Annotated in this window: 10 protein-coding genes; 3 read left to right on the top strand and 7 right to left on the bottom strand. The window is 66.2% G+C overall.

Translation table 11 applies throughout. From position 1 onward, the window contains the following. Window positions 1–46: 46 nt before the first annotated feature. A complete protein-coding gene (locus tag ACTNFK_RS05270) occupies window positions 47–1,111 on the top strand; it encodes a hypothetical protein (RefSeq protein WP_435936345.1) in 1,065 nt (354 codons plus the stop codon). Here ACTNFK_RS05270 and ACTNFK_RS05265 read toward each other — a convergent pair. Together ACTNFK_RS05265 and nudC are read right to left on the bottom strand one after the other, a co-directional pair. Beyond that, window positions 1,095–2,786: an ATP-dependent helicase gene (locus ACTNFK_RS05265; RefSeq protein WP_433647264.1), complete on the bottom strand. Its 1,692-nt coding sequence runs from the start codon at window positions 2,784–2,786 to the stop codon at window positions 1,095–1,097. The genes ACTNFK_RS05270 and ACTNFK_RS05265 overlap by 17 nt on opposite strands. Further along, entirely contained in the window at window positions 2,783–3,832 is a 1,050-nt protein-coding gene (gene nudC, locus ACTNFK_RS05260; protein WP_435936344.1) for an NAD(+) diphosphatase, read from the bottom strand. The genes ACTNFK_RS05265 and nudC overlap by 4 nt, the downstream gene beginning before the upstream one ends. Window positions 3,833–3,914: 82 nt before the next feature. Between nudC and ACTNFK_RS05255 the strand changes: the two genes are divergently transcribed. Beyond that, window positions 3,915–5,099, top strand: a complete 1,185-nt coding sequence (locus ACTNFK_RS05255) for a phosphotransferase (RefSeq protein WP_433647266.1) — start codon at window positions 3,915–3,917, stop codon at window positions 5,097–5,099. Window positions 5,100–5,125: 26 nt separating this feature from the next. Here ACTNFK_RS05255 and ACTNFK_RS05250 read toward each other — a convergent pair whose 3' ends face one another. Together ACTNFK_RS05250 and ACTNFK_RS05245 are read right to left on the bottom strand one after the other, a co-directional pair. Next, on the bottom strand, window positions 5,126–8,653 hold the full coding sequence (locus ACTNFK_RS05250) for an ATP-dependent helicase (protein ID WP_433647267.1): 3,528 nt from the start codon (window positions 8,651–8,653) through the stop codon (window positions 5,126–5,128). After that, entirely contained in the window at window positions 8,650–11,886 is a 3,237-nt protein-coding gene (locus tag ACTNFK_RS05245; protein WP_435936343.1) for a PD-(D/E)XK nuclease family protein, read from the bottom strand. The genes ACTNFK_RS05250 and ACTNFK_RS05245 overlap by 4 nt, the downstream gene beginning before the upstream one ends. Before the next feature lie 180 nt (window positions 11,887–12,066). Between ACTNFK_RS05245 and ACTNFK_RS05240 the strand changes: the two genes are divergently transcribed. Next, window positions 12,067–12,291, top strand: a complete 225-nt coding sequence (locus ACTNFK_RS05240; protein ID WP_435936342.1) for a DUF3107 domain-containing protein — start codon at window positions 12,067–12,069, stop codon at window positions 12,289–12,291. A gap of 12 nt (window positions 12,292–12,303) precedes the next feature. Here ACTNFK_RS05240 and ACTNFK_RS05235 read toward each other — a convergent pair whose 3' ends face one another. Genes ACTNFK_RS05235 through ACTNFK_RS05225 form a run of 3 tightly spaced genes read right to left on the bottom strand, consistent with a single transcriptional unit; the run spans window position 12,304 to window position 15,306 of the window. Next, window positions 12,304–13,377: an EAL domain-containing protein gene (locus tag ACTNFK_RS05235; RefSeq protein WP_435936341.1), complete on the bottom strand. Its 1,074-nt coding sequence runs from the start codon at window positions 13,375–13,377 to the stop codon at window positions 12,304–12,306. Window positions 13,378–13,386: 9 nt separating this feature from the next. Continuing rightward, the gene (locus ACTNFK_RS05230; protein WP_445117200.1) at window positions 13,387–14,562 is read right to left on the bottom strand and encodes a methyltransferase domain-containing protein; all 1,176 of its coding nucleotides are present in this window, start codon (window positions 14,560–14,562) and stop codon (window positions 13,387–13,389) included. Window positions 14,563–14,586: 24 nt separating this feature from the next. Further along, a complete protein-coding gene (locus ACTNFK_RS05225) occupies window positions 14,587–15,306 on the bottom strand; it encodes a ferritin-like fold-containing protein (protein WP_435936339.1) in 720 nt (239 codons plus the stop codon). Between the last annotated feature and the right edge of the window lie 155 nt (window positions 15,307–15,461).

Genomic DNA, 15,461 nt, shown 5'->3' with positions numbered 1-15,461 from the left:
ACAGGCCGGGCGCACGGAGGAATTCTCGGACACTTCGACTGGCTCTGTGGAGAACTCACAGACGCGGGGTCGCGAGCGGCATGCTGGGAGCATGAAGGAATCGTTCGCTTGCATTGACCCGGCACTCCCCCTGTGTTGGGAAGATCCGCAGACACTGCGACTGGGCTTTGACCGAGCAGAGGCACGAATCACAGCGCCCTCCGCGGGCACCCAGCGACTTCTGGGTGTGCTACAACGGGGGCTGCCGCTCTCGGAATTGCCCCGGGCATCGCTGCTCGTGGGCGCGACAGCAGCAGAGCGGCGAGCACTGATCGAACTCGTTGCCCCCGTGCTCGTCACCCGACGAATTGATGACCCACACGGCAACGCACGCGGCGTATCGCGGGGCGGGTCGAACGGAGGGTCGAATGGCGGGTCGAGTGGCGGGTCGAGTGGCGGGTCGAGTGGCGGGTCGAGTGGCGACAGACGCGAGAAATCCGCTGTCGGGACGGCCCCCGTCGAAGCACGTCGGCTGCGCATCGCGGTTCTCGGCACGGGCGGCGCGGCCGAGAGCCTCCGCAGCGCCGTCGGTCGCGCAGGTTGGGAATCGCTTCACTGGTCGCTCCTACCGAGTGATGCACTCGCGAGCGACCACGTCTCACCCGACCTCTGCATCGTGGTGGAGCGATTCATGGAGCCTCCGGCGACCTTTCACGAACTTGCCGCCTCTGGCCTGCCGCACCTGGCGGTGCGGTTCACCGATCGCAGCGTCCGCATCGGGCCACTGGTGATCCCCGGCCGCGCACCGTGTATTACCTGTCTGCACCTCCGCGAGGTCGCTCACGACCCGGGCCTCCCCGCGCTCGCCGCGCAACTCCACGGGCGCTTCCCCGCGGCGGAGACTCCGGCGAGTGCAGAGTTCGCCTCGGCGCTCGCGCTGGCCTACGTGCACCGACGGTGGGATGAGTCCGACTGGCAGCGGGTGACGCAGCTGCGCCTAAGAGTCGAAGACGGAATGCCGAGCACGATTCCCGAGGAGCACTCAGTGCTGGCGCACCCCGACTGTGCGTGTGCGACGGCGAGCGCGGTGCCCTGGCACGTCGAGGCCTCAACCCTCAGCCAGCCATGGTGAGCCCAGCCTCGGCGATGAAGCGCGAAGGCTGACGCCCGCCGCGCGCACGGCCGGCTGAGCCAGAGATACGCAACTCGTCCCTTGCCCGTGTAATGGCCACATAGACGAGCCGACGTTCTTCCTCGATCGCTTCTTCGTCTGTGGCGTAAGAGATAGGAAACAGGCCCTCGCTCATGCCAATGAGGTGAACGAGTGACCACTCGAGCCCCTTGGCCGCGTGCACCGCGCTGAGCGTCACCGTGTCAAGCGTCGGCTCGTGGTGTGCACGCTGCCTGGCAAGCAATTCTTCACTAAACGCATGCACGGTGGTTCCGGGCGGCTGCTCATCGACGAGAGTGAGAATGCCATTGAGCGCCTGCCAGCGTTCCCGCCCAGCCGACCCCGCGGGGGGCTGGGAGCTCCACCCGCACGACCTGAGCAGATCGCTCACAATCTGAAACAACGGGCGAGGATCCGCGACCTTCGACTGGCCACGAATGAGCATGACCGCCTGCCGCACATCCGCACGATCGAAGAACCGCTGAGCGCCGTGCACCCGCGACCCGATCCCGAATCGATCGAGCTCGGCCTCCACGCTCGCCGACTGGGCATTGGTGCGAAAGAGCACCGCGATCTCGCTGGCTGGCGTTCCCGCGGCAATGCTCGCCTTGATGGAGGCAGCGACAGCCTGCGCCTCGTCCTTCTCATTCGCAAACCACTCCACCGTGGGAAGGTTCTCGTGCACGGTCGATTCACGCTGGGACTCGAGCGTGAGTGCGCCCGGCCGATCCCGCATCAGCCGGTTCGCGCAGCGCACGATCGGCTCAGTCGAGCGGTAGTTACGCTCGAGCCGAAACTCGCGGGCGTTCGGGTGTTCGCCGGCGAACCGCAGCAGGAACGAACTCGATGCCCCCGCGAAGCTGTAAATGGTCTGGCTCGCGTCACCAACGACACACACGTCGTCGCGCTCGCCCAGCCAGGCGCGCAACACCGCGTGTTGCAGCGGCGACACGTCCTGATACTCATCGACGGTGAAGAATCGATAGCGCTCGCGCACCTGCATCGCGGCGCGGGGCTCGGTTTCGAGCATGCCGGCCAAGAGAATCAGTACGTCCTCAAAGTCAATCTGGCGACGGTCGTCGAGCAGACTGCCGTATCGCTCGTGGATCGCGAGGAGTTGCTCGGCAGTGATGCCCGAGGGCACGGGGCGCGGATCCACTGCAGCGGTGAGCTTCGCAGCGTAACTCTCGAGACCGAGCATCGACACCTTGCGCCACTCGATCTCACTCGCGATGTCGCGCAAGGTCTCGGTGGGGAGGCGCAGATGCAGCGACTCCACGGCCTGAGAGACCGTGGGAATCTTGCCCCCCAACACCTTCGGCGCGGGGCCACCCACCAGTTGCGGCCAGAAGAAGCCGAGTTGCGCGAGTGCGGCACCGTGAAACGTCTGCGCGCGAACGCCCTCTGCGCCGAGTGCCCGCAGTCGGCCCTGCATTTCTCCCGCGGCCTTCCGGGTGAACGTCACCGCAAGCACACGCTCGGGGGTGTACACCCCGGTGCGCACGCCGTGCGCGATCCGCCGTGTAATTGTGCGAGTCTTGCCGGTGCCCGCACCGGCAAGCACGAGCACTGGGCCACGCACGCACTCGGCAATCTCCCGCTGATCGGGATCAAGCCCGTCGAGCACGTCGATCACGAAACGCCTCCCGCGTCCTCCGAGCCTTCTCCGTGGTCGTCGCCCTCGGCAACCCACCCGTCGATCAGCCACCTGGCGATCGACAACGTGCCCGGAAGGAGGAGACCCGGCGCGGGCGCGCGAAGCTCCTCGCGCGTGAACCAACGCAACTCGGAAATCTCTTCCGGCTCCGGAATCACGTCGTCGGGGTGCACACCCGGCGCGAGCCTCGCCCGGAAACCGAGCATCAGCGAGCGCGGGAATGGCCATGGCTGTGAGGCGACGTAGCGCACGTCGCCGACGCGGATGCCCGCTTCTTCACCCACCTCGCGCACCACCGCCTGTTCCGCCGACTCGCCCGCCTCAACAAAACCCGCGAGCAACGAGAATCTGCCGGATTCCCACAACACGTTCGAGCCCAGCAACAGCCGGTCTTCGTGCTCAACCAGAACAATCACCGCGGGGTCGGTGCGTGGAAAGTGCTCGCCACCGTGCGCATCGTGTCTCGCCCATCCACCGAGTACCGGCTCGGTGCGCTGGCCGTCGCGGGTCGAATACGGGTGGCTCGCGTGCCAGTTGCTCAGTGCGAGTGCCGTGGTCATGAGTTCGCGTTCCGCGCGGTCAAGGTCCGAGCTGAACTCGAAGGGGTGCCGCCATTGTGCGATTGGGCTGCCGGATTCTGCAGCATCGCCGGCATCGCCGGCATCGCCGGCATCACCAGCAGAGCCGGAGTCGCCAGCAGCTCCCGAGTCGCCCGGCTCGCCAGTGGTCCCGTCGGTCTGCTCCCCTGACGTCGACTGCACGTCGAGAACCTCCGCGAATATTGCGCGACCTTCCCAGCGACCGAGGTACAGAGCCGAAGGCAGTCGGTCAGAAGTGATTGGGCTCAGCGCCAAGGCAATGGCACCATCCACGGATTGCAGGACCGACACCTGCCCGCCGCGCAACCGCAAGAGCCGGGTCTGCGGCTCCCGCCAGGCAGCGTCCAGCGTGGCCTCGCTCATGCGGGTGCGGGCATCGCGGTCGATGCCGCTTCCCGATAGCGGCGGCGCATCCCGGTGCGTCATACGTTGCTCCTCATTCAGCCGGCATCGCAGTCCCTGCGCGTGGCGTGCCCCGCCACGCCGTGCTCATGCCTACGCTGAACGTATGGCGAGCACCCCTCTAACCTTAGCCGCGCTGGCAACCTCGGCGGTGCCCGGGCTGAACGTTCGCGGCACCCGTTCCCACACCGCCGACGGCGACGGTGCGTACAGCTCGGCGGTCCTCGTCACCGACGACGGCGACCTGATTATCCGCGTCCCCCGAACCCCGAACGCAGAGGTACGGCAGTCGGCCGAGCTGCTCGGGCTTGCCGCCCTTGCCGAGGGCGCACGGGAAGAACTGCCGTTCGCTGTGCCCTTCACACGCGGAATCACTCGCGCGGGCGACACGCGAGCAGTCGTCACCACATTCATTGAGGGCGGTCGTGTCGATGCGGGCAACGTCGAGGCAGATGCACTGCTGCTGCAGCCGGTCGCCGAGGCGCTCGCCGCGATCCACAATCTCCCCACTTCGTTGGTGCAGCAGGGTGGGTTGCCCACGCGGTCGGCCCAAGAGGCGCGAGGCCAGGCCCTGCGACTCGTCGAGCGTGCCGCGCAGACCCACCTGCTGCCCGAAACCGTGCATCAAAGGTGGCTCGACACGCTCCGGTCGACCTCACTCTGGGATTTCGCCCCGACCGTCGTGCACGGATCCTTGACCGCAGATCAGCTGATCGTGACCGACGACCAGATTGTCGGCATCTTGGGCTGGGACGCGCTCGCCGCCGGCGATCCGGCGACGGATCTCGCATGGTTGCTCGCTTCGAGTGGCGACGCGCTCGATGCAGTACTCGCGCGGTATTCGGCGATTCGCGGAGTCACGGGAATGCGCGAAATTCGCGCCCGGGCCCACTTTTACCATCAACTCGAGGTCGCGCGCTGGCTGCTCCACGGGGTCGACACGCACGATTCGGTTGTTGTCGACGATGCGGTTGCGATGTTCGATCGATTGGTGGATCGGCTTGACCGACTGGGCACCCCCATTCCGGCGCGCAGCACCCTTTCCGGAAGCGAAGTCGAGCAACTGCTCGACGAGGTTCCTGACGTGCCGTTCGACCCGCGTTCTGAGACCGCGGAATACGAGGCGCTCGACGAAGATCGCATGTTTCACGCGGACACCGACTTCATCGAACCCGTTGCGGTGCCCGCGCAGGGCGATGCACAAGCGCCTGAAGAAACGTCAGAGCCCAGCGAGGGTCCTGCCTCCATTAACGATCAGGCGACACAGCCGATCGATCCGCTCGAGAGATAGCTGGAGACCCTCGGAAAAGCCCGCGGCTATGCCTCCCCGTGCAGTGACTCTGCGGCGGCCAGCCACAGTTGTTCGAGTTCAGCAAGGGAACGGTTGCCCTCGCCACGCAACTCCTGCCCCTCTGCAACGTAAAACAGGGTGACATCGATGCGCGCGGGATCGATGCCAGCCCATTGCGCGTAGGCGTGCCGATACAGGTCGAGCTGCAGGAAGCGCGAGCGGCGCTCCGCGTCGTTCTTTGGCGGGCGTCCGGACTTCCAATCGACGACCTCGACCCGAGCGTCCGTTCCCTCGCCGGTTGCGTACACCGCGTCAAGCTTGCAGACGAGTCGTCTGCCCGCGAACGGAATCGATACCTCGAGTTCGACGGCGATCGGCTGACGATCAGCAAAGCGTGAGCGCTCGAACTGCTCGATCAGTGGCTGCAGTTCGGGTTCTCCATCAAACTCGAGTCGCGAGAGATCGTCGGTTTCCGGATCAAACCCCCACAGCGGCACCGCCGTGCCCAGGCTCGTGGTCACGCGACGTTCGACCCACTCGTGGAAACGGTTTCCGGTGCGGGTACGCCGATAGGGTCGCATCGGCACCGGGCGGATCCTGCGCCGCTCGGCCTCCGCGGGATGTTCGATGAACTCGTGGAAGGTCGATGCGGTGAGTCGTTCAGCGTTCGCTGGCTGAACCGCGTCCCGGGTGGCAGCATCGCGCTCGGCAAGCAGGAGTTCCACCGTGGGCTCCACGCCAGCTCCGTGTTGCGGCGGACGAGACTCCGCCGGCTCCTCGAGCGCCCGTTCGAGCGTCGCCGCCGCGGTGAGCACCGCCTCCGCGCGCGCGCCCAGCGGATCCAGTGGCCACTCCGCCGTTCGTTCGGGCCGGTCGAGGGGGTCCTCCTCGTGCGCACTCTGCACAGGAAGCCCCGTGATGACCCCCGCGTCAGCGAGCTCGGTGAGGAAGGTCGAAGGACCGCGCGGGGTTTTCGTTCCGCCCCAAAACGATCCGGTGAGGAGCAGCCGGGAGGCCGCGCGGGTCACCGCGACGTAAGCGAGGCGACGTTCTTCCTCCTGGCTGCGTTCGGCAAGGAGCTCTTTATACCCGGGCACGGGCTCGGTGGACCCGTCACCCTTCCCGCGGGTACCCATGATGCGCTCTCGCAACTCCGCCTGGGTCGTGGCGATGCGCCAGTCGAGTTTTGGCCGCGCGGCGGCATCCCCTCGAAGCTCGTCAGGAATCTTCCCGGGGCGCAGCCACCCCAGGCCTTCCTTGGGCGAGCCGGGAAACTCACTCTCGACGAGTCGCGGCACCGCCACCAGGTCCCACTCAAGCCCCTTGGCACCGTGGCCCGTGATGAGGTGCACCGTGCCAGGCTCGGGTTCGGGAACGTGTTCGGCGGCCTGATCGAGCTCGGTGAGACGTTCGAGCCACGCCAACACCGAGGCGAGGGTGCCGTGCTTGTCGGTCGAGAGAAACACCTCGATGAGGTCGGTGAAGGCATCGAGATTTGCGCGGGCAAGCGCACCGCCCGCGTACCCCGTGCGCTCATTCGCCTCGAGTTCGATGTCGATCCGCAACTCGTATTCGACCGCACGCAGCAGACCCGGAATGTCGCGCCCAACCGCCTGTCGCAGGCGCCGCAACACCTGACCCGCCTCACGAATACGTTCCTTCCCCACCTCGCTGATGCGCGCAAGAGCGACGTGGTCGAGCCGCTTCATCGAGCTGATTTCATCGACCGCATCGAGCAGGGTGAACTGCCGATCCGGGTCGGGAAGCGCCTGTTCGCCCCGCAGGTCTTCCTCGCTCAGCGGTTGCTGGCCGGTGTCTCGCTTCGCGAACCAGCTCGCGGCGTGGCGCAGGCCCGCGAGGTCCGCAGCGCCGACGCGAAACCTGGGGCTTGCGAGAAGCCGTATGAGGTCTGAACCCGCATCTGCAAACCACACGCAGCGCAGCGCGCACACCACCTCGGTCACCTCGGGTGTGGTGAGGAGCCCCCCGAGACCGACGATGCGATTGGGCACCCCCGCCCGCGTGAGCGCGTCGGAAACGGCCGGCATCCACTTGCGAGCGCGCATCACCACGGCCGCAGTCGCGGGAGTTCCGGTGCGTTGCAGGTGCTCGGCGCGGGCATCTCGCATCCAGGTCGCGAGCTGCTCGAATTCCTCGTCAAGCGTCTCGGGAAACCGCCACTCCACCGCAGTGTGCGCCTTCGCTCGGAGGTCACCTGCACCAGCACTAGCACTGGCACTGGCACTGGCACTGGCACCGACTGCCGTGCCAGTCTTCGGTCCGAGATGCTCTTCCTTCGAGCGGAGCCGCGGCACATCGACCGGCGTGGTCGCGGTCAGCGGTGCCGAGATCGTGTTCGCTACCTTCAGCACCTCGCTCGGGTTGCGCCAGCTCACCGAGAGGCTGAGCGTCGCGGCCTCCGCAGCTGGGGCCCCGGGTCGGCGAAAGTCGCGAAGGAACGACCGCAGATTGTCTGCCGAGGCCCCGCGGAAGCCATAGATCGATTGGTGCGGATCGCCAACGGCCATCACCGAGGTTCCGGCGTAAAGCATCGACAGCAATCGTGTCTGGCCCACCGAAGTGTCTTGCACTTCGTCAAGCAGCACGACCGGGGTGCGCTGCCGAAGTTGGACCGTCGCCTTGGGGAAGCGCTGGAGGGTCTCGACAGCGAGGGCTAGCTGGTCGGAGAACTCGATCAGCCCACGCCGTCGCTTCTCCTCGGCGAACACCCGCGCGAGCCGGAGCGCGATCTGCGTGCCGCGCATGTTCTTCAGAATGTCTCGAATTTCGGCGTAGAGCTTGTGTGCACCTGTCGACTTGTCGTTATAGGGCAGCGAGCCCACCCGCTCGAACTCGGTGATCACCTGGGCGACGAGGTCGAATGACGTGAGGTTGTCTGAGACCGCGTGGTCGAGTTCGATGACCCGGCCCACCACTTGCGCAATGGAATCGCCCGACGACACCAGTTCGGGGTCGGTGCTCGCGCACACCACGTCGCGCGCGATGCGCCACGCGGTGGCCTCGTCGATGACGGTGGCCGAGGAGGCGATCCCGGCGAGTGCTCCGAACTCCTGCACGACACCCGACGCGAAGGCGTTGTAGGTACTCACGTCAGGCAGGTCGAGGCCATCGCCGAGCACCTCCGCGAGCGCCTGGGCCCGATCCACCTCTGTAGCACTGAGTCGGCCCCGTTGGCCGGCATCGATCAGCCGCTCGGTGAACGTCGCGAGCCGCCCCGCGATGCGCTCACCCAACTCTCCGGCCGCCTTACGGGTGAACGTGAGGCCGAGGATCTGCGAGGGGTCAGCAAAACCGTTCGCAACGAGCCAGACCACTCGGTTGGCCATCGTCTCGGTCTTGCCGCTGCCGGCGCCGGCGATCACGAGGGCGGTGCCGCCGAGAGGATGCTCGATGATCGTCGTCTGCTCTGCGGTGGGGATGATCACGGTATGGCCCGGACCTGCCATAATTTCGGCCACTCGCGCAGCCGAGAATACGGGCACGGGCATGCGTGCGGGAGTCTCCATCTTGGAGTTGGGGCTCTGATCGCTCATGCGTGGCTCACCGCCGGAATCACGTGAAGCCTGCACGCCCCCCCGAGGGCATGCGGGTCGCTGCAGTGATGTTCGACGCGAGCCACGAATGTACCCGCGGCCATCACCTCCGCCACCGCGGCCACGCGCTCCCTGAACACGCGCTGCCCCTCGGTATCGAGCAGGGGCTGCGTCGGCTGACGAAAGGTGCTGCCCGCCTCCGCCCCCCTGGTGGTGCGCACATCCGGGTGCACGAACAGCAGCCTCGCGCCTCCGTTCACCGTGCTGGCAGCCGAAATCTCACCCTCGATATCAAACGCGTGGTGGATCAGCCCCAACTGATAGGCCTGCAACTGTGCGTGCGTGGGAAGCTCTGGGCCCGAGGGCATCGTGGCGCCGGTCTTGAGGTCGACCACCGAGATCTCGACCCTTCCATCTGCGAGTTCACGCGCCTCGAGCCGATCGGCGACACCCACGATGCGGGCACGATCGATCTCCAGTCGGAGCTTTGCTTCACGCCCGACGACCACCCGATTCGAACCCTCGAACTCAGCAAGGTAGTCGGCAAGCCCGCGGGCCATCTCTTTCACGAGCTCCATCTTTCGCTCCGCCTCCCATTCGGCCTCGAATACGAGACCACCCCACTCGGCGGCCACCACCTCGACCAGCTCCTCAGCACTGACCGCACCATCCGCCGTCTCCAGCGCACGGTGCAGCAGGGTGCCGATTCCCTGGCTCACGCCAGTACCGCCTCCCCCGAGCGTCGAAATCGCCCAGTCGAGCGGACACCGCTCGGCATCCTCGAGCCGCGAGGGACTCACCGAAACGAACGCCTCGGGGTCGCCGGCAAGATCAACCAGCGGCCGCTCGGTACTCGGGGGGCTCACGCCATACCATTCCGTCGGGTGTGCGCCGGAGGCACCCGCGCGGGCGAGCGCCACGAGAGAACGAAGCGCTACTTCATCACCTGAGTCAGCGGTCAGTCGACGTCGCATCTCGGCCACCGCACCTCGCAGGGTCAACCTGGTGCTCGGCAAGAGCCCGGCGACCGCGTAATCGCGGCCGAGGCCGAAAAAGGCGCTGGGGTGGTGATCCTCATCGGAAATCGCAACAGCGACTAGCTCGTCGCGCGCCCGCGCACAGGTGTGCACGAGGAGGCGAAGTTCATCGTGCAGGGTGTCTTTGCGAGAAGGTGCCGCGGCCACTTCGCCGCGCAACCATCGTTCCAGCGCGATCACGCCAAGCAGCGAGCCGCGGGATCGCAGGTTGGGCCACGATCCCTCCTGCGGGCCGAGCACGCACACCACACCGAATTCGCGGCCGATGACACCCTGAGGTGTGGTCACCGTCACTACGTCGCGCTCGCTCCGAGCTGCGAGCGAGTCTTTAGGGACCGAACTCACAAGCAGCTCTCGCAGCAGGTCGGAGATGGGGAGATCGCTGTCCTGCTCCTCGTGTCGCTGCAGCGCAAAAAAGAGGCCAAGCACGGCGTCGAGCGAACGGTGGGCCTCGTCCGCGCGCGAGCCACGACCTTCGAGCGCCTCATTCTGCAGTGATGCGGCGAGCCCCGTGCCGTGCCAAATCTCCCACAACACCTCTCGCGGGGTTCCGCCCCGTTCGGCCGCCACCCGCGCCGCCGAGAGCAGCGCGCCGAGTCGTCCGAGACTCCGGCCAGCGCGCGAGTCTACGACCGGGGCACTGCTCGGAGCGGCGCAGGCCTGCACGATGAGCTCCTCGACGGAGACCGGCGGCCGCTCCTCGGCACGCGCGCGTCGATTTTCCTGCAGTCGAAGCTCACCCCGGAGTCGACGCAGCGCGATGGGATCGAGCCCGCCGATCACACCACCCAGCAGATCGAGCAGGTGTCGTGGCGTGAGCGACTCAAAACCGAGCGCGTGCTGCAAGATCAGGATGAGTTCGCGCACGAGCTGGGAATCTCGCAGCACGACACCGCCGGCGGCCACGCTCGTCGGCACCTGGTGCCCGGCAAGCACACGCGCGGTGCGGATCACTTCACCCCTACTGCGGCAAATCACGGCCATGTCGCTCCACGCCATCGGCATCTCAGCATCGAGGCCCAGCCGCCTGCGGCGCAGCCGATGCGCGATGACACCCAGCTGCTCGGCCGACGAGGCGACCGTCGCAAACTGCACGCTGCCCCCAGGCCCTGCGGGCTCCGCAGCGTCAGTTCGCGGGGCGGCCCCCGCCTCCCGCTGCTGGCCGACACCCGCGGTGCCGACCCGGGCGCTCACCTGCTGCACGAATGTTCTGAGCACCTGACCCTGCCGATGAACGTGTGTGAGAATCACCAGTTGCTCGGAGAATCCGGTGGGCAACGCCGGAGCGCCGCGTCGCTCAAGCTCAGCGCTCACCCCCGCGAGCATTCGCACCCGCTCGCCGTGGAACGCGCCCGTGGATGTGTCGGGGTCTCCGAATGCCCAGACGCGGGCGCCCCGCCTCACGAGCGCGGCCAGAAGCGCAAGCTCTCCCTCTCCAAGCTCCTGCGCATCGTCGACCATGACCAATCGCGGCACCGTGACGTTCTCCTGCGACACCAGCGCGCCTGCGGCCACGCGCAGCAACTCGCTGGAAGACAGCTCGTCGGGCCGTGTAGCTCGCAAATGCGCATTTACCGCGGCTACCAGTTCGCACGCGACGAGCCAGTGTTCGGCAAGCTCGGGGTCGGGCAACAGCGTGTGGACGCCCCCACCCTCCCGAAGCGCACGCCGCAACCTGGTGGCAAGTTCTTCCGGGTGGATCGCGAAGTCGTCGAGCACCCGAGACACCTCGCGCACCTCAGCGCGGAACGACTCACCCCGCAGCACATCAGGGTGGAGCACCCCCGCCTGAAGCATCGACGGCGTCTGGCCTCCCGCGGCGAGCGCAGCCTCGACGATGAGCGCGACCGCCTCGTCGTGAGCCGTGCCCGTCAGCAGCCTCGGCGGCGTGCGCCCCTCGGTCGCGGCGATCCGCTGCAGCAGCGCAAAGGCGAACGATGTCGCGGTGCGCGCGGGTGTGCCCCCGAGCGGCCCATCAATGCGACGTTCGAGCCTGCCGCGCAGGCCCGCGGCCACCTCGCGATTGGCCCCCCAGACCCAGATGTCATGTTCGCCCCAGCCCAGCAGTTCGAGCAGTCGCGCGGCCGCTTCCACGAGCACCTCGGTCTTGCCGCTGCCTGGTGCGCCGAGCACACGCGCGTGCCGGGCCGGGTCGAGCGAAAGCACGAGCTGCTGGGAGGGATCGAGCGTGACCATGCCGCAAGCTTAGGGCGACCCTCCGACACCGACTGCGCGCGGTTTCGGCATGGTCTGCGCTCATGGCGAACGAGCGGCCTGATCCACCATCTGCGAACATGCAACGCCGTAGACTCAAGGCACAGCTTGTAGCGCCCACGCGCGAACGGTTTCAGACGTCATTCACCCCAGGAGGCACCCGTGGAAGTTCGTATCGGCATCACCCACTCCCCTCGCGAACTGAGCTTCGAGTCGAACGTCGCAGTCGCCGAACTGCAGGAACTCGTGGGGAAGGCCATCTCAGGCAGCGAGCCGCTCGTGACCTTCACCGATTCCAAGGGCAAGCACTACCTCGTCGCCACCGCCGCGATCGCCTACGTCGAGCTCGGCTCAGATGCAGGCCGTCGCGTGGGGTTTGTCAACTAGCCCAGCTACCCGCTATTCGGGCATCCTCACCGTTGCTACTGGTACCTCTTCGGGTTTCCCGAAGAGGTACCCCTGCATCAGGTCAACGTCTCTCTCGCGCAGATAACGGTACTCTTCGAGCGTCTCAATCCCCTCGGCGAGAATGCTGAGGCCGATCTTCTTGCCGTTCTCGATGAACACGTCGAGCAGTTCCTGTTTGTGCGGGCGGAGATGGATGTCGCGAATGACCTCCATGTCAATTTTCATGTAGTCGGGTCGGAGCTGCAGGAGCGTTCCCACGTCTGAAAATCCGCTGCCGATGTCGTCGAGCGCGGTGGAATATCCCTTGTCGCGGTAGTAATCAAGTATGCGATTGAGGTGGCCGAAGTCCTCCACCTTCTCGGTCTCAACGACTTCAAACACCACCTGCTCGGAATCGAGCCCTTCCTCGGCGAGCACGCGCGCCGTCGTCTGCAAACAGAGTGTTGGCTCGTAGATTGCCGTGGGCACGAAGTTGATGAAAATTTTCCGGGTGATCCCCTGCCGAGCCGCGGCACGCAGGGAAGCCTCTCGGCACGCGCGATCGAGGTAGAAGAGCAGATCCATCGCCTTTGCCTGAGAGAACAGGCGGGCCGGGCTCATGATGCTGCCGTCGGGCAGGATGCCCCGACTCAGCGCCTCGTAGCCGTATATTTCGCCCGTCTGCGCCCGAATAATCGGCTGGAACAGGGTTTTGATGCGTGCCTCATCGATGATCGACACGACATCCTGGCCGTGCGCAATGATCTCCCACTCCGAGAGACTCTTCAGATTCCGGATCGCAGCGAAGCTCAATGCCTCGCCTCGTTGCAGCGGAAGAACCTTCACGTCTTTCTTCTCGACCGTGTTAAACACGGAGGAACTCAGGAACCCGAGAAAGCTCTCAAAGTCGACCTCAGGGACGAGCAATCCGCCGTCAACCCGGGAGAAGGAGTAGCCGTGTGCCGTGAGTTCCCGCTCGACGAGAACGAGGTGTCGATCCGTTGGCAGGTGAACGTAGACATCGGATTCGGAGAACACGAGCTTCGGGAGTTGCTCACACCCGCTGCACACTAAACGCTTTGGCACAGTCTCTTCCTATCTTCTTTCGAGCAGGCACGCGACTTCGACATGCCGGGTATGCGGGAACATGTCGAAGACTCGCGCCTCCCGCACGACGTAGGCGGGCATCGCGGCGAGATCGCGCGCAAGGGACTCGGGATTGCAGCTCGAGTACACGACGTGGGCCATGCCCGACCCCTCGATCCACGACGCGAGTTCGTGTCCGATCCCGCGCCGGGGCGGGTTCACGATGAGCGTATCAGGCAGCTCGCCGGGTGCCGTGGCTAACGCAAATTCGGTTGCGTCGCCGGCCAGGAAGCGTGCGTCGAGACCGGTTTCACTTGCGGATCGCGACGCCGCGCTCACCGCGGCGGGGCTGAGCTCGACGCCCAGCACCTCGCGGCCGGGGCCCGCGCAGTGCAGCGCGAAACCGCCCACACCGCAGTACAGATCCCACACCGAGGCGGGGGCGATCTCGTCGATCCACCCGGAGACCTGTGCGTAGAGTGCGCGCGCGACCGCGGTATTCGTCTGGAAGAAGCTCTGGGGCTGCAGGTGCAGGGTGACCGGTCCGAGTCGCATCGGCAGCGAGGTGCCGAGCAGCATCTCCTCGCGCTCTCCCTCCAGCACCGCCCTGTGTTCGGGCAGGAGATTCACCGAGATGACCGTTGCCCGCGGCAGGGCGCGGCGAATCGAGGCCAGCGCCGAGCGCAACAGGGAAAGCCCGTGTTCGCTGCGCACCACGAACCGCAGCATCAGCTCGCCGCCCCCATTTGCCAGTGGATCGGCTGGCGCCTCCGTGACGTGCACGAACTTGAGCTCACCGCGCCGCGCGGGCACGTCGTAGGGCTCGATGCCGAGCGCATTCAGGACTTCGGCGAGCGCCGGAAGCTCTGAGGCTATGCCCGGAGATTGGATCGCGCACTCGCGCAGGTCAACGCCGCGGCCTTCTGGCCCGAGGATACCCAGCGTGAGGTGGCCGGGGGCTCCGCCCACCACGAGCTTTGCCCGATTGCGAAACCCGCGATCGCCGCCGGTGAAGGGCTCGAGCCAGGCATCCTCGCGAATGGCGGGAAGAAGCTCGCGGCACCATGCGAATTTCTCGTGTAACTGCCGCGCGTACGGAGTCTCAATAAGCGAGCACGAGCGACACTCATCGGCGCGAAAGTAGCGGCACTGCAGCTGCGGCTGATCCACCCCCGAAAACCCCACCGGCACTCCCTCGGTCGCGAACACCTAGGCGGTCAGACCCAGGCTGTCCATGCGCCTGGTGTGGTCGGCAATCAGTTCGGTGAAGACCGGCTCGACCTCACTCGCCACGAACTCTCGCTTCTCGCTCAGCGTGAGCACCGCGCGCGAGACGAGCAGCGTGTCGCCAACAAGCCTGCGCCCCCAAAGCGACAGGCGGTGGGCGATCGTCGGATCCGCGGCGATCTCAGAGGAAAGCAGCTCGGCCAGCTCGTCGCGCCCGGTTGAGTCGCGCAGAATCGACACGGCATCGGAGCGATAGCTGTCTTTCAGGCCCCCGGCGAGCGCCGCGAAGAACCCGTCGAAGAGCCCACCCACGAGGTAAATGGAGAGCACGTGTTGGTGCCAGTCGCGCACCTCAATGCGATCGATGTAGCTATCGATCACCTCGGTGAACGGCGTCATCACCTGATGCGGCTCGTGCCCGCGGCGCCGAAGTTCATCGGTGAGCTTCTGGTGTTTATGCAGGCTCACCCCAGCCACGCGGGCGAGCACCTCTTTGGCTTGCAGGTTTGGTGCGCCAGCGACGGCCGTCGCAGAGGCCTCGTAGAGTTCGAGTTGCAGGTAGGCAGTCAGACCCAGAAACGGCAGAATTCCGGGGGCAAATTCCGCAAGCTCAACGCGCACCGCATCGACGTCACCGTTTCGCACACCTGACAAGCGCGCGGGCACCTTCGGCTTGCGCAGCCCCTTGATCCACTCGAACACTTGGCCAGTGTACCGGCGCACGCAGATGCCCACCGCATAGACTGGGCAAAGCAGGCGACCCTTTTTCTCGCCTGCACGTCATTTGGCGCCACTGCCGAGGAGCAGCGGCGCGCTACGCGTAGGGCTCAGTCAGCGCGTAGCAACAGCTCTACCGA

The sequence above is a fragment of the Leucobacter fengyongliangi genome (assembly GCF_052386045.1).
Note: the sequence above shows the minus strand (reverse complement) of the source record. Positions and strands in the feature narration are given on the sequence as shown.

Coding starts and splice junctions, on each gene's coding strand:
- ACTNFK_RS05255 (WP_433647266.1), top strand. CDS start 3,915: ATGGCGAGCACCCCTCTAACCTTAGCCGCGCTGGCAACCTCGGCGGTG.
- nudC (WP_435936344.1), bottom strand. CDS start 3,832: ATGACGCACCGGGATGCGCCGCCGCTATCGGGAAGCGGCATCGACCGC.
- ACTNFK_RS05245 (WP_435936343.1), bottom strand. CDS start 11,886: ATGGTCACGCTCGATCCCTCCCAGCAGCTCGTGCTTTCGCTCGACCCG.
- ACTNFK_RS05250 (WP_433647267.1), bottom strand. CDS start 8,653: ATGAGCGATCAGAGCCCCAACTCCAAGATGGAGACTCCCGCACGCATG.